Annotated in this window: 29 protein-coding genes; 27 read left to right on the forward strand and 2 right to left on the reverse strand. The window is 39.1% G+C overall.

Going from position 1 to position 25,611, the window contains the following annotated elements:
• Positions 1 to 77: 77 nt before the first annotated feature.
• The 24 genes from pstS to BuS5_RS14055 all read left to right on the forward strand — a co-directional run bounded on the left by pstS (position 78) and on the right by BuS5_RS14055 (position 21,203).
• Entirely contained in the window at positions 78 to 1,154 is a 1,077-nt protein-coding gene (gene pstS, locus BuS5_RS13940; protein ID WP_274427751.1) for a phosphate ABC transporter substrate-binding protein PstS, read from the forward strand.
• Positions 1,111 to 1,905 (forward strand): phosphonate ABC transporter ATP-binding protein, encoded by a 795-nt coding sequence (gene phnC / locus BuS5_RS13945; protein WP_027354495.1) that lies wholly within the window; start codon positions 1,111 to 1,113, stop codon positions 1,903 to 1,905. Before pstS ends, phnC begins: the two co-directional genes overlap by 44 nt.
• The gene (phnE, locus tag BuS5_RS13950) at positions 1,835 to 2,695 is read left to right on the forward strand and encodes a phosphonate ABC transporter, permease protein PhnE (protein WP_051374983.1); all 861 of its coding nucleotides are present in this window, start codon (positions 1,835 to 1,837) and stop codon (positions 2,693 to 2,695) included. The genes phnC and phnE (BuS5_RS13950) overlap by 71 nt, the downstream gene beginning before the upstream one ends.
• Positions 2,692 to 3,477 (forward strand): phosphonate ABC transporter, permease protein PhnE, encoded by a 786-nt coding sequence (gene phnE / locus BuS5_RS13955; RefSeq protein ID WP_027354493.1) that lies wholly within the window; start codon positions 2,692 to 2,694, stop codon positions 3,475 to 3,477. The genes phnE (BuS5_RS13950) and phnE (BuS5_RS13955) overlap by 4 nt, the downstream gene beginning before the upstream one ends.
• Positions 3,474 to 3,875 (forward strand): phosphonate C-P lyase system protein PhnG, encoded by a 402-nt coding sequence (locus BuS5_RS13960; RefSeq protein WP_027354492.1) that lies wholly within the window; start codon positions 3,474 to 3,476, stop codon positions 3,873 to 3,875. The genes phnE (BuS5_RS13955) and BuS5_RS13960 overlap by 4 nt, the downstream gene beginning before the upstream one ends.
• A gap of 76 nt (positions 3,876 to 3,951) precedes the next feature.
• A complete protein-coding gene (gene phnH / locus BuS5_RS13965; RefSeq protein ID WP_198012282.1) occupies positions 3,952 to 4,527 on the forward strand; it encodes a phosphonate C-P lyase system protein PhnH in 576 nt (191 codons plus the stop codon).
• Positions 4,528 to 5,634 (forward strand): carbon-phosphorus lyase complex subunit PhnI, encoded by a 1,107-nt coding sequence (locus BuS5_RS13970; RefSeq protein ID WP_027354490.1) that lies wholly within the window; start codon positions 4,528 to 4,530, stop codon positions 5,632 to 5,634. It begins immediately after the preceding gene.
• Positions 5,624 to 6,511, forward strand: coding sequence for an alpha-D-ribose 1-methylphosphonate 5-phosphate C-P-lyase PhnJ (locus tag BuS5_RS13975; protein WP_084446135.1), 888 nt, complete (start codon positions 5,624 to 5,626; stop codon positions 6,509 to 6,511). The genes BuS5_RS13970 and BuS5_RS13975 overlap by 11 nt, the downstream gene beginning before the upstream one ends.
• On the forward strand, positions 6,511 to 7,389 hold the full coding sequence (locus BuS5_RS13980) for an ATP-binding cassette domain-containing protein (protein ID WP_035265850.1): 879 nt from the start codon (positions 6,511 to 6,513) through the stop codon (positions 7,387 to 7,389). Before BuS5_RS13975 ends, BuS5_RS13980 begins: the two co-directional genes overlap by 1 nt.
• A gap of 13 nt (positions 7,390 to 7,402) precedes the next feature.
• Positions 7,403 to 8,107: a phosphonate C-P lyase system protein PhnL gene (phnL, locus tag BuS5_RS13985; protein ID WP_027354487.1), complete on the forward strand. Its 705-nt coding sequence runs from the start codon at positions 7,403 to 7,405 to the stop codon at positions 8,105 to 8,107.
• Positions 8,104 to 9,258 carry an alpha-D-ribose 1-methylphosphonate 5-triphosphate diphosphatase gene (locus BuS5_RS13990; protein ID WP_027354486.1) on the forward strand — a complete coding sequence of 385 codons (1,155 nt, stop codon included), beginning with the start codon at positions 8,104 to 8,106 and terminating at the stop codon, positions 9,256 to 9,258. Before phnL ends, BuS5_RS13990 begins: the two co-directional genes overlap by 4 nt.
• Entirely contained in the window at positions 9,252 to 10,163 is a 912-nt protein-coding gene (locus BuS5_RS13995; RefSeq protein ID WP_027354485.1) for a sugar phosphate isomerase/epimerase family protein, read from the forward strand. The genes BuS5_RS13990 and BuS5_RS13995 overlap by 7 nt, the downstream gene beginning before the upstream one ends.
• Before the next feature lie 482 nt (positions 10,164 to 10,645).
• On the forward strand, positions 10,646 to 10,906 hold the full coding sequence (locus BuS5_RS14000) for a type II toxin-antitoxin system RelB/DinJ family antitoxin (RefSeq protein WP_274427752.1): 261 nt from the start codon (positions 10,646 to 10,648) through the stop codon (positions 10,904 to 10,906).
• Positions 10,903 to 11,172 carry a type II toxin-antitoxin system YafQ family toxin gene (locus tag BuS5_RS14005; protein WP_027354483.1) on the forward strand — a complete coding sequence of 90 codons (270 nt, stop codon included), beginning with the start codon at positions 10,903 to 10,905 and terminating at the stop codon, positions 11,170 to 11,172. Before BuS5_RS14000 ends, BuS5_RS14005 begins: the two co-directional genes overlap by 4 nt.
• Before the next feature lie 553 nt (positions 11,173 to 11,725).
• The gene (locus BuS5_RS14010) at positions 11,726 to 12,721 is read left to right on the forward strand and encodes a methyltransferase (protein ID WP_027354482.1); all 996 of its coding nucleotides are present in this window, start codon (positions 11,726 to 11,728) and stop codon (positions 12,719 to 12,721) included.
• A gap of 528 nt (positions 12,722 to 13,249) precedes the next feature.
• Positions 13,250 to 14,212: a dihydroorotate dehydrogenase gene (locus BuS5_RS14015; protein ID WP_027354481.1), complete on the forward strand. Its 963-nt coding sequence runs from the start codon at positions 13,250 to 13,252 to the stop codon at positions 14,210 to 14,212.
• A gap of 7 nt (positions 14,213 to 14,219) precedes the next feature.
• Positions 14,220 to 14,852 carry an HD domain-containing protein gene (locus tag BuS5_RS14020; RefSeq protein ID WP_035265848.1) on the forward strand — a complete coding sequence of 211 codons (633 nt, stop codon included), beginning with the start codon at positions 14,220 to 14,222 and terminating at the stop codon, positions 14,850 to 14,852.
• A 279-nt stretch (positions 14,853 to 15,131) separates the two neighbouring features.
• The gene (locus BuS5_RS14025; RefSeq protein WP_274427753.1) at positions 15,132 to 16,076 is read left to right on the forward strand and encodes an IS1 family transposase; all 945 of its coding nucleotides are present in this window, start codon (positions 15,132 to 15,134) and stop codon (positions 16,074 to 16,076) included.
• 336 nt (positions 16,077 to 16,412) lie between these two features.
• The gene (locus BuS5_RS14030; RefSeq protein WP_084446273.1) at positions 16,413 to 16,883 is read left to right on the forward strand and encodes an HD-GYP domain-containing protein; all 471 of its coding nucleotides are present in this window, start codon (positions 16,413 to 16,415) and stop codon (positions 16,881 to 16,883) included.
• Positions 16,884 to 16,888: 5 nt separating this feature from the next.
• The gene (locus tag BuS5_RS14035; RefSeq protein WP_027354992.1) at positions 16,889 to 17,566 is read left to right on the forward strand and encodes a hypothetical protein; all 678 of its coding nucleotides are present in this window, start codon (positions 16,889 to 16,891) and stop codon (positions 17,564 to 17,566) included.
• Positions 17,567 to 17,638: 72 nt separating this feature from the next.
• On the forward strand, positions 17,639 to 18,889 hold the full coding sequence (locus BuS5_RS14040; protein ID WP_027354993.1) for an IMP cyclohydrolase: 1,251 nt from the start codon (positions 17,639 to 17,641) through the stop codon (positions 18,887 to 18,889).
• Position 18,890: 1 nt separating this feature from the next.
• A complete protein-coding gene (locus tag BuS5_RS14045) occupies positions 18,891 to 20,066 on the forward strand; it encodes an NAD(P)/FAD-dependent oxidoreductase (protein WP_027354994.1) in 1,176 nt (391 codons plus the stop codon).
• Between the two features lie 92 nt (positions 20,067 to 20,158).
• Positions 20,159 to 20,752, forward strand: a complete 594-nt coding sequence (locus BuS5_RS14050; RefSeq protein ID WP_035266488.1) for a transglycosylase SLT domain-containing protein — start codon at positions 20,159 to 20,161, stop codon at positions 20,750 to 20,752.
• A gap of 283 nt (positions 20,753 to 21,035) precedes the next feature.
• Positions 21,036 to 21,203 (forward strand): hypothetical protein, encoded by a 168-nt coding sequence (locus BuS5_RS14055; protein WP_157487482.1) that lies wholly within the window; start codon positions 21,036 to 21,038, stop codon positions 21,201 to 21,203.
• 463 nt (positions 21,204 to 21,666) lie between these two features.
• Here BuS5_RS14055 and BuS5_RS14060 read toward each other — a convergent pair whose 3' ends face one another.
• The gene (locus BuS5_RS14060; RefSeq protein WP_274427654.1) at positions 21,667 to 21,864 is read right to left on the reverse strand and encodes a hypothetical protein; all 198 of its coding nucleotides are present in this window, start codon (positions 21,862 to 21,864) and stop codon (positions 21,667 to 21,669) included.
• Positions 21,865 to 22,098: 234 nt separating this feature from the next.
• Positions 22,099 to 23,218 (reverse strand): IS3 family transposase gene (locus BuS5_RS14065; RefSeq protein ID WP_245266731.1). Its coding sequence is split into 2 segments (ribosomal slippage): positions 22,099 to 22,944 and positions 22,946 to 23,218, totalling 1,119 coding nucleotides; the frame shifts between segments, so codons are not numbered across the junction.
• A 175-nt stretch (positions 23,219 to 23,393) separates the two neighbouring features.
• Between BuS5_RS14065 and BuS5_RS14070 the strand changes: the two genes are divergently transcribed.
• The 3 genes from BuS5_RS14070 to BuS5_RS14080 all read left to right on the forward strand — a co-directional run bounded on the left by BuS5_RS14070 (position 23,394) and on the right by BuS5_RS14080 (position 25,530).
• Entirely contained in the window at positions 23,394 to 23,699 is a 306-nt protein-coding gene (locus BuS5_RS14070; protein WP_274427754.1) for a hypothetical protein, read from the forward strand.
• 121 nt (positions 23,700 to 23,820) lie between these two features.
• Positions 23,821 to 24,315, forward strand: coding sequence for a PaaI family thioesterase (locus BuS5_RS14075; RefSeq protein WP_035266759.1), 495 nt, complete (start codon positions 23,821 to 23,823; stop codon positions 24,313 to 24,315).
• A 54-nt stretch (positions 24,316 to 24,369) separates the two neighbouring features.
• A complete protein-coding gene (locus tag BuS5_RS14080; protein ID WP_051375237.1) occupies positions 24,370 to 25,530 on the forward strand; it encodes an EAL domain-containing protein in 1,161 nt (386 codons plus the stop codon).
• The last annotated feature ends 81 nt before the right edge of the window (positions 25,531 to 25,611 follow it).

Below are 25,611 nucleotides of genomic sequence, written 5' to 3' on the forward strand. Positions count from 1 at the left end.
AAATCTTTATAATGGGAAATAAAAGGCTCTCTATGTTTATCATGACCAGATTTTTATTTTTTATATTAGCATTTTTTTTGCCGATTATTTCAGGCTGTCAGGTGCATGAGGCTTCAAACAGGATCACAGGAGCAGGTGCATCTTTCCCTGCCCCTGTATATCGGGCGTGGTCTGCTGAGTACAGCAGCAGGAACCCTGTGATAGTTCGCTACAAATCAGTAGGATCCAGTGAAGGTATACGTTTTGTCAAATCTGGCAAGGTCGATTTTGGAGCCTCAGATATAACTCTATCTGCTGAAGAGTTAGAGCAGGAAGATTTGATTCAGATCCCGGTATTGATTGGCGGGGTGGCTGTAGTGATAAATATGCCAGGAATTATAAATAAAGAGATGGTCTTTTCAGGGCCGGTTTTGGTTAATATTTTTATGGGCAGAATTACGAAATGGGATGATCCTGAGATTAAAAAGCTAAACCCAAATCTGCGTTTGCCTGAACGAAGTATTGCCGTGGTATTTCGTTCAGATGGATCGGGGACTGCCTGGCTTTTTACTCAATATCTCAATTCTGTATCTTCCACATGGAAAACCGGCCCCGGCTCTGGCGATCGTATTATATGGCCGACAGGCACAGGCGCTTCAAAAAACGAAGGAGTACTTCGCAAGGTAATAGAAACACAAGGGGCAATAGGGTTTGTGGAGTACACCTATGCCAAAAAAGCGGGGATTGCCTGCGCAAGCCTTATTAATCGTTCCGGCCGGTCAGTTAATCCTTCTATTCAGACATTTTATGCTGCGGCTGTAAAAAGTGCTGAAAATCAGTCTGAAACAGATACTTTTTCCCTAATAAATCTTAAAGGGGAAGAATGCTGGCCAATTACCGGCTACACTTACATACTGCTTCATAAAACATTAAAAAGCGAAAAAAAAGCTAAAGCTTTAATCGATTTTTTAACATGGTGTTATGGAGAAAAAGGAAAAAAAATCACCAGGCAATTACACTATCTGCCTATTGAAGGTAATATATCAAATCAGTTTATTCAAAAAATAAAATCTTATTTACTGCAAGATACAGACCTTTTGGGTCTTAAAACGCTATTCAGGAGTAGTCTTAATGTCAATCATAGAATTATACGATTCCGGCAAAACATATCCTAATGGGTGCAAAGCGCTTGAAAAAATTAATCTTAGCATTCAGGAAGGTGAATTTGTATCTGTAATAGGAGCAAGCGGTGCCGGGAAAACAACATTAATAAGGCTGATCAACGGTCTGGAAAAAATTTCAGAGGGAAAGGTTATAGTAGATGGTCTTGAGATTTCTGAATCAAATGTAAAAAAAATTCGCAGGCGGGTAGGAATGGTTTTTCAGCATTTTAATATTGTTGAACAATTAAGCGTTATGACCAATGTGCTAAGCGGTTGTCTTGGCAGATTGCGTTGCCTCCCAAGCCTTTTCTACTTTTTTCCCAAAACGGATATTCAGGTGGCTGCCATGGCCATTAAGCGTGTCGGCCTTATAGATAAAACCTGGATCAGGGTTGATAAACTTTCAGGTGGACAGCGGCAGCGAGTGGGAGTAGCACGTGCGCTTGCCCAGAAGCCCAGAATTATCCTTGCAGACGAACCGGTAGCCAGTCTTGATCCTGTAGCAGGATTACAAATTATGAAAATTTTAAAAGAAATATCAGTAAAAGATGGAATAACGGTTGTAGCCAATTTGCATCAGCTTAGTCTGGCCAGGCAGTTTTCAGATCGGGTGATCGGATTGTATCAGGGGAAAATAGTTTTTAATGAAAAACCGGATCAATTAACCGAAAATATTATTTCAGGGATTTATAATGGCAAAACCCAAAACCATACTTACAAGAGAGCAAACAACACAAAAAGGCTGGCAGTGGCCAACCTCTAACGGCAGACCCGCTATCTCAATTGTGTTAATTATTACAACTGTTTTTTCAATACTGATTTTATCTTCCTCAAGCGTAGAATTCAGTATTTTACGAATATTTTATTCTATTGGTCCTTTTTGGGATTTTACACGTAATTTATTAGTAGAACCTGATTGGCCTTTTTTGACCACACTTCTGAAAAAAATGCTAGAAACGATTGAGATGACAATTCTTGCTACAGCCATTGCATTGCTGATCAGTTTCCCTATAGGAATTCTGGCTGCCCGCAATACTTCACCACATCCGTTTATATCCGGTTTTGCCCGTAATCTATTAAGCGCTATACGAGCGCTGCCGGAGCTTGTATGGGCTATGATTTTTGTCTCTGCTCTGGGATTGGGTGCATTGCCTGGTGTTATGGCTCTTGCTTTTGTAACCATAGGCTTTATGGGTAAGTTTTTTGCTGAAAGCATGGAAGTGGTCGGCAAGCAGGCTGTTGAAGGTGTGCAGGCTCATGGAGCAAGTAATCTGCAGGTAACCTGGTATGCTGTGCTACCTCAGGCTATGCCTGATTTTATTAGTTCTCTGCTTTATATGCTGGATCACAATCTCCGTGCTGCTGCTATTCTCGGTTTGGTTGGCGCTGGCGGTATTGGTTATGAAATGCTGATGTCAATGCGTCTTTTCAACTATAACCGCATTATTCTTATTGCATTAAGCTTTTATTTACTTGTGACTTTTTTGGACCGGGTTTCAGTTTATCTGCGAGCAAAAGTAATTCACGGCAAAACAAAGGAGCGTAAATCATGATATCAAGTCATTTAAAACTTCCGGAGCGGCCTGCAACTTACAAGTGGATCTGGGGAATTTTAACTTTACTTATCCTTTTTTTTATTATTCGTGATCTGGAGCTTAATTTTCAGACTCTGATATGGAGTTATAAGGATATTTCGGAGTATTGCAGTCGTTATGGAAAGCCGGATTTTTCAGAATGGCAGCAATATGCAGTCTTAATGTTTCAAACCATTGCAATTGCTTATTGGGGAACCGTTATGGCTTTTGTTACGGGATTTATTATAGCTCCCTTTGCTTCCAAGGCTTTAAGACCAAATAGAGTAGTTTATCATGTATCACGGGAACTTTTAAATTTTATGCGGGCCATGCCGGATCTTTTACTTGCTCTTATTTTTGTCAATTCATTCGGGCTAGGTCCTCTGCCGGGAATACTTGCTATTGGTCTTCACACAGGCGGATTTCTTGGCAAATTTTTTTCCGAAAGTCTGGATCGGGTGCCAGCCGGAGTTTATGAAGCCCTTTCTGCTGTTGGGGCAGATTTTCAGCAGCAGGTCATGTTTGCCGGATGGCCCAATATAATGAGGGAGACCATTGGCTACACCCTTTATATTTTTGATCGTAATGTACGCATTTCTTCCGTACTCGGACTGGTAGGCGCCGGCGGCATCGGAATGGAGCTGTATTGCAGACTCAGGTTGTTTGACTATAATCAGTCTGCATGCATTATTTTGTTTATATTATTAACCATTTTTTTAATAGACCATTTTTCCGGATGGTTAAGGAAAAAAATAAAATGAAAACAGATATATTAATACATCTTGGTGCCAGGCAAATAAAATGCCTTTTTGAAATGCTTCCATCAAATGATTTAACTATTATCAATCCCCCAAAAGCAAAACTTATTATGATGCGGGTTGAAGATTCGTTCGGGGTTTTATTTAATCTTGGAGAAATCCTTATTACTGAAACCGAGGTTGATTATCATGGAAACGATGGATATGCCATGGTTATGGGTGATGACCCGGAGAGGGCGCTTGCTGTGGCCGGAGTGGACGCAATACTAAAAAAGGGGGAAAGTTCTGATGCTGAAAAAATAAACCTTTTTCTTTTAGATGCTGAAAAAAAACTTAAGGCAAAACAAAACAGAGAAAATCTTCTTGCAGCATCTACAAAGGTAAATTTTGAAATAATGTAATAAAAAATCTCATGGCAGTATATTTTGCTCATTTTTTTACTGCTGTAGTTTTTAAATGGATATGGATAAAAAAATTATGATGCAAAAAAATTTTAAAGTAATTTTAAATGCAATGAGTCATCCTGGCCAATTATATATGCTTCCATATATAACAACCTTTTTTGATACAAATAATAAAAATAACTCTCACAGGTCTTTATTTTCGATTTTAGAACTTCTTCTTGATCATGAAGTCAGTTTTTGTGCATTGAATGACCAAAACAAAAAGCTTGAAAAAGAGATCAAAATGCAAACAGGAGCCCATGTTTCAGATTTAAATAATGCTGATTTTATTATTATTTTGTCAGGCTGCAGCAATGGCCTGATACAAAAGGCAAAAAGAGGACCACTTGAATATCCTGATAAAGGATCCACGCTGATTTATTTAGTTAAGGGATTAAATAACAGCGATGACGCCGAAGTAAATATTGAGTTAAAAGGTCCAGGGATAAAAAATAAAATCATATTACATATAAAAGGGATATCGGAAAAAGAATTTTTTTTTATTAAAAAACTAAATTCGGAATTTCCTTTGGGTGTGGATTCTATTTTTGCCGATTTTAATGGCAATGTAGCATGCATTCCAAGATCAACAGAAATAGAGGTGAAATAAATGGGTTATGTGGGTGTAAAAGGTGGAGAAGAAGCAATTAAAAACGCAAATAAATTTCTTGCTTTTGAAAGAATTAAAAATGAATCAAATCCGATTGAGATTGAACAAATTAAAAAACAACTTTATTTTTGTGTAGATCGGGTTATGGGAGAAGGAGCCTTATACGCTCCGGATCTTGCAGCCCTTGCCATAAAACAGACAGCAGGAGATAGCCTGGAGGCATCATTTATGCTTAGGGCATATAGAACAACCTTGCCGATGAACGGTTTTACACTGCCGAAAACAACAAAGAAAATGAGGGTTATAAGACGGATATCTGCTGCTTTTAAAGAGATACCTGGGGGACAGGTACTTGGACCTACAAGTGATTATACGCTCAGGCTTCTTGATTTTAATCTTTTAAAAGATTCAAAAAAATTAAGAACAGAGTATATCAAAAATATTTTTCAGGATCTTCCTTTTGTAGACCCTGTTCCCAAATCATTTCCCAAAGTTGTTGAAATATTACGAAAAGAGGGACTTATTGCCGCTAAAAAGGGAAACAGCAAAAAAGAAGATATAGATGATATTACAAGGCAGCCTATCTCTTTTCCAGCTAAAAGGAGTGCTGCCCTTCAGACCATGGCAAGAGGGGAAACCGGCGGACTTTTACTTTTAGCCTATTCCAATATGAGAGGTTATGGAGATATTCATCCTACGATTGGAGAATTAAGAGTCGGATATCTTCCTGTAGAAATTAAACATCCCCATACAGGCAAACCATATCTCGTAGGGGAAATCAAAGTAACGGAAGCAGAGGTTATTGCAAAATTTGTTGAAAAAGACGGACTGCCAAAATTTACTCTCGGCTATGGGCTTTGTTTTGGACATAATGAAGTAAAGGCAATCTCCATGGCTGTTTTAGATAGAGCCATGAATACAATAGAACCCAGAATGATTTCCGAAGATCAGGAATTTGTTCTTTCGCATATTGACGGCATAGAATCAATGGGGTTTTGCACTCATTACAAGCTGCCACATTATATTACGTTTCAATCTGATCTTGACCGGCTCAGAAAATCCAGGGATTTAAAAAGTATTGAGGAGGAAATCAAGAATGAAACTTAATGTCTGGATAAACAGGCAAAATGAAAATACCCCTGAAAAAGAAAAAGGACTAAAAGGATATAATTATGCCTTTATCGGTGAAGATGTCAAAAAAGAAATCAGACGCAAGATTTTAAAAGCTGTGGCAATTCCTGGATATCAGGTTCCGTTTGGTTCAAGAGAACTTCCAATTGCCAAAGGATGGGGTACAGGTGGGATACAGATAACCCTGTCTTTAATCGGCAGCGATGATCTGCTCAAGGTGATTGATCAGGGCTGTGATGAAAGTGTGAATGCAGTCAATATAAAAAATTTTATAAATCGGGTAACAGGGGTAAAAATTACCACTAACACCAAAACAGCAACCATTATACAAAGCAGGCACAGAATTCCTGAAGAAAGAATGACAAAAGACCAGATTCTTATTTTACAGGTACCTTACCCTGAAGCCCTAAGAACAATAGAACCTTCAGAAACAGAAACGAGAAAAATGCATGCTGAAGCCGACTACAGCCGCATGTGGCTGTATCTTTATGAAGATATTGTTAAATACAGAGAAATAACCATAGGAGCAAGATATCCTGTAATGATTAACAAAAGATATATTATGGATCCAAGCCCTATCCCAAGGTGGGATATACCTAAATTAAATATGTCGGAAACACTTTTTCTTTTTGGGGCAGGAAGAGAAAAAAGAATATATGCAGTACCTCCATATACAGAGGTTAAACCGCTGGAATTTGATGATTATCAATTCAGGGTAGAAGACTTTAAGGGGGCTTTTTGTAATAAATGTGGAAGCAGAGAAACATTTCTTGATGAAATTATTGATGATGAAACCGGCAAAAGGACATATCTCTGCTCAGATACCGGATATTGTAACAAAAGGTGCAGATAATGGAACCTGTTTTAAAGGTCAGGAAACTGACAAAATTTTTTGGCAATGGCTGTATTGCATGTCTTGATTCTGATGATTCTAATATAAAAAGTAATATATGTTCTGAATGCGGAACAGTGGCTGCTGTATGCAATGTTTCCTTTGACCTTTTTCCTGATGAAATTCTTGGAATTGTAGGAGAAAGCGGATCAGGCAAAAGTACATTGCTAAGGCTTTTATGTTTTGATCAAAAAGCATCAAACGGAGAAATATATATCAATAACAGCAATCATAAAACTGCAATCAGCAAAAACAGCAGAAGAGTTATAAAAGAAGTTTGCGGCAAAAACCTTCTTAATCTCAATCCATTTCAAAAAAGGCAGGTAAAAAATGCAATTATGAGTATTGTATATCAAAACCCTCATCTTGGTTTAATAATGGATATAAGTTCAGGCGGAAATATTGTTAAGCAACTTCTTAACAGTGGCCACAGAAATATTTCTGAAATGAGAAAAAGAGCTTCCGAGCTTTTGGATAAAACAGAAATTCCTGTTTCCCGAATGGATGAGCCCCCAAAAAATTTCAGCGGAGGAATGCAGCAAAGAGTCCAGATTGCCAAAGCCCTGTCTAATAATCCCATTGTGCTGTATCTTGATGAAGTTACTACCGGCCTTGATCTTTCGGTACAGGCAAGGGTGCTTGACCTTTTAAGAAATCTTCAGATGGAGTTTTGTATGTCTATTATCGTAGTTTCCCATGATCTTGGTGTTATCAGACTTCTTACCACCAGGACAATCGTTATGAGATATGGGACGATTGTAGAGGAAGGTTTGACAGATCAGATCCTTGAAGATCCGCAGCATGCCTATACACAACTTCTTGTCAGATCTCAATTATAAGGAACAGTTAAATATGAATCAAAATAAAATATTGAATGTCCTCAACTTATCCAAGATATTTAACATCCATATACTTGAAGAGAAGACTATTCAAGGATGCAGTAAAATTACATTTGATCTTGAAGAAGGTGAATCACTGGGTTTGTCAGGCCCGAGCGGTTCCGGAAAGAGTTCTATTTTAAAGTGTATATACCAAACATATATTCCTACAAAAGGTACAATATGGTACAAATCGAAAAAATACGGTAAAGTTGATCTTACTGTGCTGGCTCATCATCAAATTTTATCCTTAAGAAGAAACGAGATTGGCTATGTTTCGCAATTTTTAAATATTATTCCCAGAATACGGGCTGTTGATATAGTTGCCTCAAACCTTTTGCAAAATGGTGTTTCACAAAAAGATGCCAGGAAAAGAGCAGCCGAAATACTGGAAATGTTGAAAATACCTTCTCATCTCTTTGATGCGTACCCTTGTACTTTCAGTGGAGGAGAACAGCAGAGAGTAAATATTGCCATGGGTGTTATTAAAAAGCCGAGACTTCTTTTACTTGATGAACCGACAGCATCTCTTGATGAAGTATCTATTGCCGCAGTCATAGAGGTTCTTGAGGAGCTTAAAAAGGAGGGAACAGCTATAATCGGCATTTTTCATGACACAAAAATTATGAATTTAATTACAGATAAAGTTTACAACGTTACAGCAGAGGCTGGTTTATGAAAAACAAAAATTTTATTATTGAAAATGCCTCGATTTCGACTCCGGCCGGAATAGTGGAAAAAGGCTCATGTAAGGTCGAAAATGGAATTATTTCCAGAATTATTAAGGGCAGAATAGAATCAAACATGCACAGAATTAATGCTAAAGGAGCTTATCTTTTACCAGGTTTTATAGATCTTCACAGTGATGCCCTGGAAAAAGAAATTGAACCAAGACCCAATACTTATTTTCCGATAAATATCGCTTTGCTTGAACTGGATAAAAAACTTGCATCTTGCGGGGTGACTACTATATTTCATGCTATCTCCTTTGCAGAGGGTGAAATAGGGGTTCGTTCCAATAAAATGGCTGCAAACGTTATTAATGAAATAAATCGTCTTAAAGCCCTGATGTGCATAAATGTAAGGGTTCATGCAAGATTTGAAATAACCGATCATAAAGCAGTTGCCTATCTTGAGGATAGTTTAAAAGCAAAAAAAATTAATCTTCTATCTTTTATGGATCATACTCCCGGTCAGGGGCAATTCAAAAAAAAAGCCTCTTTTAAAGCCTACTTCGGGAATGTTTACAAAAAAAATGAAGCTGAAATTATAAAAATTATTGATAAAAAAATTGCAAACGAAGATAAAAAGAAATCTAATATGGATTATCTTGCAAATCTTTGCCGGTCTCTGAAAATTACCATGGCGTCCCATGATGATGATACAACTGACAAAATAGATCGGTTAAAAATAATGGGCATAACCATATCGGAATTTCCGGTAAATCAGAAAACAGCTAAAGCTGCACTGGATAAAGGGTTTCATGTCTGTTTAGGCGCTCCCAATGTTTTAAGAGGAATATCCCAGACACAGAACCTTAATGCAAGAAAAGCTATTATGGCGGGATATGGAGATATTCTTGCTTCTGATTACGCACCCATGACACTTCTTCATGCGGTTTTCACCATCTTTAAATTAAATATTCTTCCCCTGCATGAGGCTGTTAACATGGTATCTATCAATCCTGCTAGGGCTGCAGGGATTATAAATCATACAGGATCACTGGATAAGGGAAAAGAAGCAGATATTCTTCTGGTTGATGCACTGGGCGAGATACCTCGAATTTTAAAAACATTTGTCTCAGGTAAGGAGGTTTTTTCAACATGTTAAATATAGGAAGCAAAATAGATGATGTAAGAGTAGACGGAAATCTGAATAAATTTAAAAATGACCTTGAACATTTTGCAAGTATCGGCCTTGATTATGTTGAGCTGCCTGTTCATGGCCTTGATGCTGTTATGAACGGCAGGCTGAACAGAAAAAAAGTTGGGAAAATCAAAGAAATATTAAGTGATTTTGATTTCAGATATACTATACATTCCCCAAATCCTCTTAATCTTATGGATAGGGAAAATTTTACTCTGCATCTTGATGTATTTCGGGCAAGCCTTGAATTTGCAGCAGAAATCGGATCTGAAATACTTGTTTACCATTCAGGCAGATTTATTCCTGAAGAAAAATTTCCGATTAATAAAATACGTAATTTGCCGGCTGATGAAAAAAAAAGACTTCTGAAAATTGAAGCCGAGGCATTGGAAAAGCTTTCTGATGAATATCCTGAAGTAATAATTTGTCTTGAAAATGCAAGACCTTATCTTTTCCACAGCCCTTATTGTTATGCGGAAAAAATTACCCCTTTAAAGGAACAGGTAGAAAGAATAAATAAAAAAAATGTCAAAATCATACTCGATATCGGTCATCTTAATATGGCGGCAAATTTTTATCATTTCGATCCTGTTAAGGAAGTTTCCGGCATAAAAAATCTTATTTCACATACACATATTCATGATAATTTTGGAGGAGCTGTTTATCATTATGAAAAGATTCAAACATTTCAGCTCCCTTTTGGACGGGGAGATTCTCACATGCCGGTTGGATGGGGAAATATTCCGATCAGGGAAATACTTTCAACGTATATCGATTCCTACAAAGGGGCGCTCATAATGGAGCTTCGCAGCAGATATTTTTATGATATTGAAGAGTCGGCGGATAACATAAGAAGAATAATGGGTTAAGGAATGATTAGGCACTTTAAACAGGTTGTATTATCTTCAGTAAAGGGGAGTTTAGGGACGCCCTTTACATTTCCATATTTACAGTTTTAGGCTGAAGAATCGATGAGATTATAGCCCTTTTGTTGTACTATTGTCTCTCCCAGGCCAATGAGAACCGTAAATGTGAACATTTCACCAGCGCCCACCAGTTTCCCCCAATAACCATCATTTCAAAACTGTAAATATAAAGGGCGTCCCCAACCTCCACCTTCAGGACGGAGAGCTCATTTCCAACCGCCTGGGCAATTCTTTAAGCGATATCCCCAGCCCCTCAAAGATTTTTTTCTGTTGGGGCAACCAATATTCCAATGGATGTCCCCAAATACGGCCCAACTTTTTGATATTACAACGCAATAAAAAAGTTCTTGAAATTTTAAAAATAAGATGTATATTTATTGTAATGGTATTGTCAATACATATAGCCCCATAAGTAGGAGAAAGCTATGGCAAAAACAGCAACAATTCAAACCCGTGTAGATCCCGAGATAAAACAAAATGCCCAAATGATATTAAAAACATTAAATATATCAATGTCAGAGGCTATTTCAATGTACCTTTCACAAATAACGTTACATAAAGGAATTCCTTTTGAAATAAAAATTCCGAATGAGGTTACAGCTAAAACACTTAGAGACGCTGAAAATGGAAATGAACTTCATAAAGTTGACTCTGTTGATGCATTATTTCAGGAGCTTGATAGTTGAACCTACATTACACAACTCAATTTAAAAAAGACTATAAAAGGATCAAAAAACAAAATAAAGATCTTGATAAATTAAGGGTTGTCATCAAAAAATTGGTTGCAGGTCAATTGTTGGAACCAAAGTATAAAGACCACCAATTATCTGGAAACTGGAAAAACCACCGCGATTGCCACATTGAACCAGACTGGATCTTCATCTATCAAATCACAGACGATGATTTGTATTTAGAAAGAACTGGTTCCCATTCTGAGCTATTCAAAAAGTGATAAATGACGGTAGCGAACAACGAGCTAACCAGCGGCGGGTAAAGGGTTAAGGGAGAGTTTAGAGGAGAGTTTGGGACGCCCTTTATCTTTCCATATTTACAGTTTTAGGCTGAAAAATCGATGAGATTATAGCCCTTTTGTTGTACTATTGTCTCTCCTCGCTTTAATGATTGACTCACCCAGGCCAATGAGAACCGTAAATGTGAACATTTCACCAGCGCCCACCAGTTTCCCCCAATAACCATCATTTCAAAACTGTAAATATAAAGGGCGTCCCCAACCTTCCATGCCCCGCTTACAAAACGGAACTATAAGGTATAACCAATAAGATATAAAAATAACGCCGGCTGTTGAGCCGCGAGAATCGCAGGCACTGAATGAAAAAGGCGGTTTTTTTTCATTCAGTGTCGAGAATCGCAGTCGGCTCGAACGCCCTTGATAGGTGGAGCGTGAGCGGAACCTGTCAAGGACGTTCGAGGAACTCGACAGCCGGCGATAAGTTGACCGTGTGCGTAGCGTAGCGGAGCTCACGGTCAACTTATCAGGAGGATATATGGATACAAACGAGTGGACCCCGGCCATGGCCCTTGAAACGTCCGGAAGTTATTGGGCTGCATCTACTCTTCATTCAGCAATAGAACTCGATCTGTTCACGATTCTGGGTGACCGACAGTACGACATCGAAGAGATCGTAAGAATAATCAATGCGGACGAACGGGGCTTGTCCATGCTCCTGAACGCCCTTTCCGCATTGAAACTCATTTCAAAAACCGGCAGGAAATACTTCAACACTCCTTTCAGTAAATCTTTTCTGTCCAAAGACTCTCGACAGTACATCGGTTACATTATTATGCACCATAAGCATCTCACAGATGTCTGGGTTAAGCTTTCCCGTGCGGTCCGGAGCGGTCTCCCCGTCAAAGACCGGGAATTTTTGAATGACAAAGAACAGCTTGAAAACTTCCTGATGGGTATGTTCAACGTGGCCAGTAACGTAGCGCCCAAGGTAGCTGAAAAAATCGATTTATCCAATTGCAATCACCTTCTCGATATAGGTGGCGGCCCAGGGACATACGCCATTCATTTCTGTATGAAATATCTACAACTTAAAGCCTCGATTTACGACCTGCCACCAACTAGACCCTTTGCCGAAAAAACTATTCTCGAATTCAATTTGACCGATAGAATACGATTCGTTGAGGGCAATTATCTCCTGGACAAGATTGAAGGATCCTATGACGTAGTCTGGCTTTCGCACATCCTCCATGCAGAAGGTCCGGAATCCTGCCGAACCATACTGCAAAAGGCCGTTTCCGTCATGGAACCTGGGGGTATAATCCTTGTCCACGATTTCATATTGAACGACACCATGGATGGCCCGGTCTTCCCCGCGCTATTTTCCCTGAACATGCTTCTGAATACGCCTTCCGGTCGGTCCTATTCCGAAAAGCAGATTATGGATATGCTTTCAAGTGCAGGCGTGCGGGAGCTTCGACGTGTGCCCTTCCAGGGGTTCAATGATTCAGGAATTATTTCTGGTATGGTTTAAGAAACTGAGGATCGGCCCTTTCAAGGTACTACTATAGATTGTCACATAAATAATTTCACTGCGTTATCGGTCGTCGGAGTATTACAATACGCCTTCCTCCCTCTGGCCTTGTGCTAAATTTTAAAATCAGGTAATTATCTGACAATCTATACCAGGCTTATTTTTAAGAATAAACACTTTCGGGCAAACAGGTGCTCTATACTCAACAGCCTTTATTCCCAGTCGATTCCATGTAAATATCCGACTTGACAGTCCTATGGGTATCAGGTATTTGAATCCTTATTGGATTTATAGCTTTTCATCTACATTAATTATCTGAAAATAAATTCTTATCCTTTATTCCAGGCGGCACAGGTCCCAATTAGCTAAAAGATATCAATAAAGGCAAACGGGTAAAGATGCCGGCGCCTCTTGGGAACCTCGAAAATCCTGCATCCTGGCGATTCAAAGGAATAACCGGGAAGAATACTCGCGCTTCTGTACTGATAGACCTATGTTCGACCCGGGAAAAACCTGCTGGGAAAAATCATGGAAAACATGCTTCAAGTCTCTTTGAATAATTTAAAACTGAAAACCCCCTTAATGACTGCGTCCGGAACATCAGGGCATGGGAATGAGATTGATGTCCTGGAAAACAGCCCTGAAGTCCGCTCTTCCCTGGGCGCATTTATTACAAAAGGGGTTACCCTTAAGGCTAAAGAAGGGAATCCTGAATTCAGGATTGTGGAGACCGATTCCGGCATTCTCAACGCAATCGGCCTCCCGAACGAAGGGGCGGAGTTTTTTGTAAAAACCGAACTTTCAGGGTTGCTTAGTTTTGAGCTACCTGTAATAGTTAATATATCGGCGGACTCCATTGAAGAATTCGGCGTTCTCTCTTCCTATCTTTGTGATAACGATATTAATCAAATAATTTCCGCGATAGAAGTCAATCTTTCCTGCCCGAATATTAAAAAAGGCGGGATCGCATTCGGAACCGACCCCGCAATAGTTGAGCGGATAGTAAATATAGTAAAAAAAAATGTAGATGACAGGATTTCTGTTATTACAAAACTGACCCCGAATATCACAGACATAACAATACCAGCGCGCGCCGCAATTAACGGAGGCACTGATATTCTTGCCATGATAAACACGCTTCGTGGAACAGCTATAGACATTTACACTGCCAGGCCTTTGCTGGGCAACAAAACAGGCGGTCTTTCGGGGCCCGCCATAAAACCCGTAGGCCTGTATATGGTTTATGAATGTTTTTCAAAAATTTCTGAATGCAGTAGCAGGCAGATACCTATTATCGGCATAGGAGGAATTTCAAGATGGGAGGATGTAATCGAATATATTATGGCCGGCGCCAGCGCCGTTGGGATAGGCACGGCCTGGTTTGTCAATCCCGATCTTTTTCCGGATATTTACAAGGGAATAAAAGAATTTGTTAAACAAAAGGGTGTTCCAATATCGGAATTGACGGGAATTGCGCATCAGGACGGATAAATTATAGATGCTGGATACTATAATACACGCAGCCAAAAAAAAATTTCAGGGAGCAAGGGGGAGCCATGACTGGGATCATACCCTGCGTGTTGCAGGTTTATGCAAACGTATCGGGGGGGTCGAGGGGGCGGACATGGACGTTCTCTTAAGCGCCGCTTATCTCCACGATATCGGAAGAGCCCTGCAGGATTCCTCTAATGGCGCGGTATGCCATGCGGAAAAAGGAGCTGCCATGGCTCGGCCCATTATAAATATTCTGCCTATTTCAGATGACCGGAAAAAAAATATAATCCATTCAATTAAATCACACCGTTTCAGGGGAACCGTTGCGCCGGCTACAATAGAAGCCAGGGTGCTTTTCGATGCGGACAAAATAGACGCCATCGGAGCAGTAGGCGTAGCCAGGGTGTTCCTGTTTGCCGGGGAACTAGGCGCCAGACTGCACAGTCCGGATATTGCGGTTGATGATGTAAAACCATATTCAATTGACGATACCGGATACAGGGAGTTTAAAGTAAAACTATGCAAAATTAAAGATAGAATGCTGACACAAACAGGGATGAGGATTGCCATAGCCCGACACCGGTTTATGGAAAATTTTTTCGAACAGTTTTTAAAGGAGTATGAAGGGAAAAGGTAGCCGTTATCGGCCAAATTTATCTGGCTGTGGTTATTGCTCGCTTGATAGGTATGCACATTTCACAATCAATGGATAGGGAATCCCATTAGGGCTCTTTATTAAACATTGACTAAGTGAATCTGATATTCTGGTAGTCCCTACAAAACAATGCAGGTGATTAAAAAGTGTCTCTGAAAACATGAATAAAAAAGATTTTTACTAAAAATTAAGATTGTTATAGACCAAAAGCAATATATTTTGTAGAAGCATGGTTAAAACTCTATTCAAAGGATCGCAACCATGCAAAATACAGCAAATACAGCCCTAACACTTTTTTGTCCCGGGAAAAGCTGCAAATATTATCAATCAACCGAGAACAAAATCGCCAAGGATGGAGTTTACATAACAAAATCCGATTTTGAGCCAAGACAAATGTTTTACTGCAATGGTGGCAAACATAGATTCTCAGAAACAGGATATTCCGATCTTTTTGGAAAGCATGGCAGTTTTAAAGAATATGAGCAAACGGCAAAGCTAAACTTTTACGGCCTTGGCACTGATGCAATTGCCGATGTACTTCAAAAAGATCGAAGGACAATTGAACAATGGCAAAAAGCTATTGGGCAAAAAGGCCAGCAATTTCACCTATTTCTTTGTTTTACTATCGGGCTTACCATTGTATTTCTCCAGATGGATGAACTATGGTCTTACCTTAAAAATAAAAGTCAACAATTATGGGTTTTTATCGCTCTTGAATCCACAACAAAATTCTGGATCGGTTTCGAGTTGGGTTCAAGAACAACTTACACTGCAAACCGTTTAGTAAAGGGCATTAAAAAGTTGGGCAAATGGGGAAAAGATAATATATTAAAGGTCGCTACAGATAAATTAGCGGCTTACAAAAATGCGCTCGAAAACATTATGTCTGAAATTCCTTATGCTTACCTGCAAATTGTTAAGCGCCGAATAAAGCGTCGGCTTGTAACAGTTAAAAAATATTTTGTAAAAGGTACTGTAAAAGATTTCCCCGGAAAAAGCCAAAACACCTCATTTATTGAGAGACTGAACCTTACCCTGAGGCAACATATCTCCTATCTTCAGAGAAAAACCCTGGGGTATTGCAAGAACAAGCTGAATTTTAGTAATGTAATCTGGATTAACTTATTCAACTATAATTACATACAATTTCATAAGAGCTTACGAATACGAATTAATAATGAAAACGAGAAATTTATAAAAAAGTAGGCATCCTTCATAAACCATAAAAAGTAGTTTACACTTTTTGAAAACGATATTTGATTGTATTAACTATTTACTGATAAGGGACTTCCCTTATAATGAATTTGATAGAGTAAGCATTTTAGCCCTGAAAGGGCGCTACATACCAGCCCAGGGCAACGCCCTGGGCTGGTATGTCTAACACCTTCAGGGTTTTTGACTAAAGTGTAAACTAAATTTGAAGGATGCCAAAAAGTATAACCATAATACACCGGCAATGCAGATGGGACTTACGAATTTTCCACTAAACTGGAGATATCTCATTACAGTCCCAATACCTTGTAAGTAGCTGATTTTTCGAACCTGCATTGTTTTGTAGGGACTACCCGTAAAGGGACACTTTCAGCAGAGGAGCGGTTCAAGATCAACGAGCACATCGCACAAACCATTATTATGTTAGGAAAGCTACCCCTGCCCTCTTACATGGCAAATATATTTGAAATCGCCGGCGCTCACCACGAGACTATGGATGGAAAAGGGTATCCCCGGAAGCTCACCCGAAATGAGATGTCCTTTCCTGCAAGGATCATGGCTATTGCCGATATTTTCGAGGCGCTCACGGCATCTGATCGTCCTTACAAAAAAGCTAAAACGCTGAACGAGTCACTGCGAATCATGAGCTTCATGCGCAATGACCGGCATATTGATGAAGAGTTGTTTGACTTGTTTTTGCAGAGCGGCGTATATAAAGAGTACGCAGCAAAATACTTGGACCCGGAGCAAATCGCTGAAGTGGATATCAATGGATATTTATCCACTTTAAAGGAAAGGTAGTTGTTATGAGCATAAATGTCGTTGAAAAAATTGATGATCTTATAAAAATAAAACATATCCTGATAAGTGTTTCCGATAAAAAAGGGCTGGATCAACTTATACCTGAATTAATCGGAATTAATCCTGAAATAAGATTCCTCTCCACCGGGGGCACATACAGCCGGATTAAGGAAATACTCGGTTCCGGGGCAGGATCTTGTCTCACCCAGGTTTCGGACTATACCGGACAGCAGGAGACCCAGGGCGGACTTGTAAAGACCCTGGACTTTAAAATCTACCTGGGACTTCTGACCGAAACCTACAACTCTTCCCACCAGGAAGATATGTCGCGTACCGGCGCAGTGAACATAGATATGGTGGTGGTAAATCTTTACCCTTTCAAGCAGACCATAGAGAAGCAGGGGGTGGTTGTGGAGGAGGCAAGAGGAAATATTGATATTGGAGGTCCATGCATGATCAGAGCCGCAGCCAAGAATTATCTCAGGGTTGCACCGGTGGTCGATCCTGCGGATTACAGCAGTATTATTTCATTTATTAAGGAAAATGAGGGTTCCCTGTCCCTTGAGCAGCGTTTTTACCTGGCAAAAAAGGCTTTTAAGCATACTGCTGTTTATGACGGCGCTATTGCCGAATATCTTGGCTCTCAATCTTTTGATAATGTTAAGCAATGTTATAGCTTATAAATAGTGTCCACCCATAAATGGCTATTTATGGACTGACACTCAATAGCGTTTATTGATAACTGGAGTTAAAAAATGACCGAAGATTTAAAAAAAATGTACCGAACAATAATGGACGACAACTTTTCTCCGAACATGGAGATCAGTTTCATTGATGGAGATAACAGACAGACTCTATTTTATGAAAAGGTTGTCTGGACCATAGATGCCGTGCAAAAAGGTCTGCGATACGGTGAGAACCCGGGGCAGGAAGCCGCTCTTTACAAGCTTGTAAACGGAAACCTGGTTTTGGGTGATACGGAAACAATACAGCCGGGAAAATATCTTGCTTCTGATATAGAACTTTTGCAATCCGGAAAACATCCCGGGAAAACCAATCTGACCGATACTGACAACTCCCTTAACATACTAAGATATTTTACGGATAAACCTGTTGCCGTTATTGTAAAGCATAACAACCCCTGCGGCGTTGCAATGTCCGATTCCCTGGAAAATGCCTACCATAAAGCGCACATGGCCGACAGGATTGCTGCTTTTGGAGGATGCATCGCTTTAAACCGGGCCGTTAACAAGGCCACGGCTGAAGCAATATGCAAACAGTTTGCCGAGGTTGTGGTCGCTCCTGATTTTGAAGATGGTGTGATGAATATTTTTGAAAAAAAAAAGAACCTTAGAATTATCAGGGTGCGTAATATCGAACGTCTGCAAACCTTTGTGGGGCAAAGATGTGTGGAATTCAAAAGTCTCATCGACGGTGGAATTATAGCCCAATGGTCTTTTGTTCCAGAAGCCAGGTCACAGGAAGATCTGAAACCGGCTGAAACCGAATATAAAGGCAAAATATACAGAATCAACAGGGAACCTACGGCAAAAGAATATGAAGATATGCTCTTTGGCTGGCTTGTGGAATCGGGAATCACATCAAATTCGGTTATTTACGTGAAGGATCTGGCAACCGTGGGCATAGGCACCGGTGAACAGGATCGGGTCGGTGTAGCTGAAATCGCACGGGACAAGGCCTATCGAAAGCTTGCAGACAGATACTCTTATGAAACATATGGAATAGGCTATAACGAGCTGAAAGATAAAGATAAAAAAGATGAAGCCGACGCAAGGGCCGAAGAAGAAAACGGGGGACTTAAAGGCGCGGCTATGGTCAGTGACGCTTTCTTCCCTTTCAGGGACGGTATTGACGTCGGTATAAAGGAAGGCATATCTTCGGTTATTCAGCCGGGAGGCTCAGGGAATGACTATCAGTCCATAGAAGCATGCAACGAAGTCGATGCCACCATGGTTTATACCGGTCAAAGGAGTTTTAAACACTAGCATGGATCAAATCTATGATGTGGCGGTTATCGGAGCAGGCCCAGGCGGCGGCAGAGCCGCCATGGGCTGTGCCGGCAAGGGCCTGTCCACCGTCATCCTGGAGAAAAAATCCGTTGTCGGCATCCCTGTGCACTGCGGTGAATGCCTCTCATCTTTTGCCGCTGAAAACACAGGTCTAAAAATCCCCGATCATACTATCTCCAGGCGTGTTAAAGGCGTAAAGGTAATCTTTCCCAATCATTCCGCAAAAAAACTTTATGAACCCGGTTATGTTCTTTTCAAGGATCGATTCGAACAATGGCTGGCTGAAACTGCATGTAATGCCGGCGCCGAGCTTTGTCTCCATTTTAACGTAAAGGATCTTGAACGAACAAATAATATCTGGATAATCAGATCTGATTCCGGAGAAACTGTCCGGGCAAGGCTTGTGATTGATGCTTCCGGGGTAAATTCCATATGCAGCAATCTGCTGAAAATAAACCGGAAATTGATTACAATTACCGGCATTCAGTATGAAATAGAGGGGGTCTCTACAGACGGATTCATAGAGTTCTATCTATGGCCCGGACTTGCTCCCGGAGGGTACCTATGGGTTATTCCCAAGAGCGGCAATTCATCCAATGTCGGTCTGATCTCTACAAAAACCGGGGACCTTAAAAAAAATCTGGATGATTTCATAAGCCGGAAAAAATTTAATATTATAAAGATCCGAAAAACATTTGGAGGAAAAATCCCTTCTTCCGGACCGCTGCTTGTAACATTCTCGACCGGGCTGCTAATTATTGGAGATGCTGCAGGTTTCACAAGTCCACTCTTTGAAGGTGGCACACATTTTGCTTTGAAATCAGGTTGCATTGCTTCGAAAATTGCGGGGAATGCCTTGAAATCTAATGACTTGAGCAAAGAGCGGTTATCCGGATATCAAATATTTTGGAAAAAGAAGTTCCCTGATTATAAAAGGATTCTAAAGGGACGTTCAGCGTTCTATAATTTTTCCGAGCAGGAGTTAAACCTATTTACAAAATATCTACCCGATAAAATAAAAAATTTTACTTTAAATAAAAAAATATCAACAGGTCTTCGAATGATTTGCAAAAATCCGGGACTGATTGGAAATGGCGGCATCAGCATGCTGAAAGCTTTTGAATTGTCACGAGCCGGACATTATGGGTGGTAAAAGCCAGGGTAATATATACAAAAAAGTTACACAAATTAATGCTTATAATCGAATAACTTTTTCATATTGCACCCTCGGAAACAGACGGATATATGCATCGTAACAATAAAAAAATAATCTGCGCCGTATCTCTTTGCGTTCTCATGATTATATCCGTTCTGTCCATCCCTGCCGCAGCGGATATTTTTATGTTTACGGACAGAGATGGAGTGCTTCATTTTACAAATGTTCCAACATCATCATCCTATAAACTTTTTATTAAAGAGTATCCCCGCAAATCAAACAAACATCATTCAACCGACAAGTATGATCACCTTATAACGGAAGCATCAAAAAAACATGACATCCCCTTTCCATTGCTTAAAGCCATAATCAAGGCGGAATCAAACTTTGACAAAATGGCTGTTTCAAGGGCGGGAGCCCTGGGTCTTATGCAGATAATGCCGAATAACCTGAAGGAGTTCAAGATTGATGATCCTTTTGACCCCTGGGAAAATGTTATGGGAGGCACGCGTTATTTTAAAAAACTACTCTTACGTTTTAACGGAAAGCTTCCTTTGGCAATAGCCGCTTATAATGCAGGACCTGAAAGGGTAAACAGATATAATGATATACCTCCCATAAAAGAGACCGAAAATTATGTAAAAAGGGTCATGAAATATTATTATATCTTTAAAAAGGGATAGTTGAGCCATCATAAGAATAAACATATAAAATATTTGATATTCTTCACAAACTATAAAAAATAACTAATTAGTGCTTGAACGAAAACTAAAAACAGATACTATTTCGGATATTTAAACATTATGCAAGAAACGAAGATTTTCGAAAAGCTGCTAGCATTTAGCCGTTAGCTATTGGCTCAAGGAACTATCCGTTTGATTTTAAAAGCTAACAGCTAAAACATACTAATGGCTCAAAAACTTCAATTTTAAAAACACCCTTAACCTACCGGTTGTTAACATCCTTTTGAGTGATGATGCACCTCAATTCAAAAAGCTTACTGAGGGACACGCACTGTGCTGGATTCATGAAGGAAGGCACTATCATCGGTTAAGCCCGCTTGTTCCCTTTAATGTTGATGAACTTAAACTCGATGTTCAAGTTTTTGATGATGAACTTGCCAAAAGCACTTAGCAAGGACAATATTTACGTGATAGAGAAGGTGTTGGCCCCAATCTACCTATAGTTCTTCCGCTCATATGTTTTCCCGATGGCATAATAAGGTACTCCCCATTGTCAAGACAAAAAACAAGGTTTTTTAAGGTGCGCTTTTGAGCTATAAATAATCCTGAAAATTAAAAAAATAATAGTAAATAAAAAAAATATGTTTCTGTTTATCATAAAAATGTTCATAAACAACTTAACTAATTGATTTAATAAATAATAATACCATTCTAAAATGTTCATAACTTATTGATAAAATGTTTATAACTTTTTTGTATCTCATTAACATACTGTTAAAATTCAATATTAATATGTTTATAACTTATGCCGCACGTTGAATAGGGCATTCACCAAAATATATTATTTTTACAACCTCACATTGATCACCATTGCTGATAAATCTTGCCTGTTACTTCCTTTAATTTGTCCGATCTTAACTATCAATTTCGTAATCATCCGGCAAATTCAAAAAATCTTTTTTCGCCAATTGACTCTCAATTAAATAACCAATTTGACCATTCCTCTTGAGCTGTGAAATCATCCACTGTGGTAATCTAATTGTCACAAGCTCTCGTTTCAAATGGTCTGGTTTCTTTTTTCGACCAGCCCCTGCACGTTTTCCTCCTCTCATTTTTTTACCTCCAAAACATATAGCATGTTGAATTAAGTGTAACGCTATTCAAAAAATCATCCTAAAAATACGCTATATATTTGATTAGCGTTATGCAATATTCAAATAAACTCTACTACCAACTGATTATGTGTTGGATAGTACGCTTTTATCTTGTTTGCAGCAGGAAACATTTTTTATAATATCAATACGACTTAATGGTATTCTAATTAATTATACAAAGTGGTTCTGAAATTACCCTGGAAAAGTTTTAAAATATATCTCTGCCGGGGTCTGGTAATCCAAAGATTGATGGAGTCGTTCATTATTGTAAAAGCCAAAATATTCTCCAATGTTTTGAATAGCCTCCCTGACGGTCTCATAATTGTGAAGATAAACACGTTCATATTTCACGGTACGCCAAAGGCGCTCTACGAAAATGTTATCCAGAGCACGGCCCCGGCCGTCCATGCTGATCTTCACATCGGCTTTTTTTAAAACGCCGGTAAAGGCATCACTGGTAAACTGACTGCCTTGATCCGTGTTAAAAATCTTAGGTTTTGCAATTTTTAAGGCACCCTGTAAGGCTTTTATACAAAAATCCTTATCCAATGTGGTTGAAAATTCGTAGCTCAGGACATACCGACTAAACCAGTCTATCACTGCTACAAGATAGATAAAACCTGAATTCAAACGGATATAGGTAATATCCGTTGACCACACCTGGTCAACTTGCTCAATGGAAACGCCTCGCAGCAAGTATGGATAAATTTTATGCTCTTTTGATGCTTTGCTCAAATTTGGTTTTGGATATATAGCTTCAAGTCCCATAAGCCGCATCAAACGTCTTATTCGTTTAGGATTAACAGTGTGCCCTTGTCGCTTTAATACGGCCGTCATTTTTTCAACACCGTAGAACGGATATCGGGTATATTCTTCGTCTATCAATCGCATGAGAGCCAGGTTATAGCTCTCATCTTTGCAGGATTGATAGTAATAGGTTGATCTGTTTATTCCCAAAAGATCACACTGGCGCATTACCGGTATCAAAGAATGATTCGGCTCAATGTATTGACGCTTTATATCAATTGAGAAGGTTAGATTTTTTTTTTAGCCAGTCCAATTCGACCTTTAATTGGCCGATTTGCTGGTAAAGCTCCGCCTGGAATTCTTCAGCGTCTTTTTCTTTTTTTTGACGCTTTTTTGAAAATATATCGGGCAATTCTTCTAATAGACGCTTTCGCCATTGATTTATTTGATTTGAATGAACTCCATATTCACTAGATAGTTGAGAAATCGTCTTTTCCTTTTTAACCGTTTCAAGCGCTACTTTAGCTTTGAATGATGCACTGTAATTTTTTCGAATTTTACCCATTGATGAGCCTCCTTTTTGTTGATCAGGATATACTCATTTTACACCTTAAACAACTGTCCAGTTTTTGGGGAGTATTATACATTTTTACACCGCCGCTAACAAATATATTTTGAATTATTGACGGCATTTTGTTATGGTCTACGCAAATTTTACTGAAAATATTGAAGGTGCCTGAATGACATATGATAGATTGCAAGCAAAAATAATCCCTGGCAAACATTGTAGCTTTTGTGGAAACGATTCTGTTTCTTTAATAAAAACAAAATGTTGTGATCAATGGATTTGCTGTGACACTTCTTTTGCATCTATAAAAGGTGGAGATTATTGCCAATATCATCACGAGCACGAGAGTCTCTGTCATTTTCATTACAATAACAGCCATTCAGGGATATGGCAGGAGTGCAAAGAATGCCGGGATTTGGTTGGGGAAGATAATTTTAATGCTGCATTTCATGACCCCAACAATGTGCCAAGATATTAATCGCACTCATGATAGGGCCAAAAGTTGAGCAAAAAAAGTAGCCACAAAACTGAGTTTTTGGACACCCCAGACTATGTGGACTCACCTCAGACTTCAAGCCCCTCATACAAGGAAATATATTATGATAAGCTTAAAAAAACCGATGCAGGACATTATTCCGGGAGAAACCCCGGGTCGTGATTGTTTTGGGTGTGGAGCTGATAATCCGCACGGTCTCCACCTTAAGAGTTACATGGAAGGTGATATAGCCGTGAGCCGGTTTACGCCCGAGCCATACCATATTGCTTTTCCAGGAATCGTAAACGGAGGTATTATCGCAACCATAATTGATTGTCATGGAATATGGGCTTCCATCGGTTATTATATCTTGCATTATAAACCTGAAGTAATAGACAGACCGAATGTGATGTATGTAACCAGAAAATTGACAATTGAATATCTGAAACCGACTCCAATGGGAGAACTTGCCCTGCGAGGCTGGGTAACAAAAGAGTGCGGTCGTTCATCAACTGCCCAGGTTGAACTGTTTTCAAAAGATCAACTTTGTGCGTGTGGCGAAGTTGTTGGCGTGCGCCTTCCTACTTTTGACCTTATGTCAAATTTTAAAATCGGGTAATTATCTTACAATCTATAGCTTAAATTGAAATCAAATGGGTAATGGGTCAGGCGCATGATAGCAAAAAAAGATATCAAAAAAGCACTAGAAAAAAACGAGCTTGACTATTTTTATCAGCCAAAAGTGTCAGCAATCACAGGTGACATTGTTGGTGCAGAGGCTCTTATTAGATGGATAAAACCGGATGGAAAAGTCATACCCCCGGGTGCTTTTATTCCTCTTGCTGAAGAAAGTGGTCTAATCAAAGAAATCACACTACAGTTATTCAAAAAATTAGAACGTAGTATTAAGCTTATTCACGAAATAAAACCATTGTGTGTTTCATTTAATGTTACTGCGGATGACTTGGAGACTGACAAGCTGTCGCAAGAGATTATTGATGCGCTTAAAGAAAAAAGGTTAACTCCAAGCAGCCTGGAATTAGAAATAACAGAATCAAAACTAATCAAGTCGAAACCATCAGTTAAGAACAATCTGAATAGAATCGTTGATATTGGTGTTGGGGTTGCTATGGATGATTTTGGGACAGGTTATTCGTCACTAAACGTTTTGTCAAATTACCCATTTTCAACTCTTAAATTAGATTATAATCTTATAAATGGTATCACAAGCGACAATAAAAAAAAATTCATCACTAAAACAGCTATCAGGATGGCGCACTTGTTGAAAATCGATATTGTTGCGGAAGGAGTAGATAATAAGCAGCAATATAATCTGTTACAGTATATGGGATGTACTATAATACAAGGCTATTTGATAAGTAAACCGTTACCACTTGATGAATTTATAGACTTTCTCAAAAGAGATATTCGTTATCCAGGGAGTACAGCGGGTAAACTTCACATGATCTCTATAGATCATATCTTATGGTATAGAGATTTTGTTTACTATGTTATGTCAAGATTACAAAAAATAAGCTATATATCTTTTCCTCCACCAATACCATCCCCTCACCAATGTATGTTTGGAGAATGGTTTTATAAAGAGGGTAAAACATTTCTAACGGAAAGTCTTTCTGACCAATCTGTAAAAGAACTAGAAAAACTGCACCTAAGCATTCATGATGAGGCACAAAAAATTATTGAAATTTTTAAACAACGTGTTGAAACCACACAATATTATGCTGATATATTAATTAATTTTAACAGATTTCATCAAGACTTCATCAATAAACTACAGGAGTGTGAGAACTCTCTTGTATATAGTATCTGCTGAATTTCTTTTTTATGAAAGAAATGCTTTGCTATCCATAGCAGTATATGCCATTTTTTAAATTGCAGCTAAATGGTATTTTAA

The organism is Desulfosarcina sp. BuS5 (assembly GCF_028752835.1).
Taxonomy (GTDB): domain Bacteria; phylum Desulfobacterota; class Desulfobacteria; order Desulfobacterales; family BuS5; genus BuS5.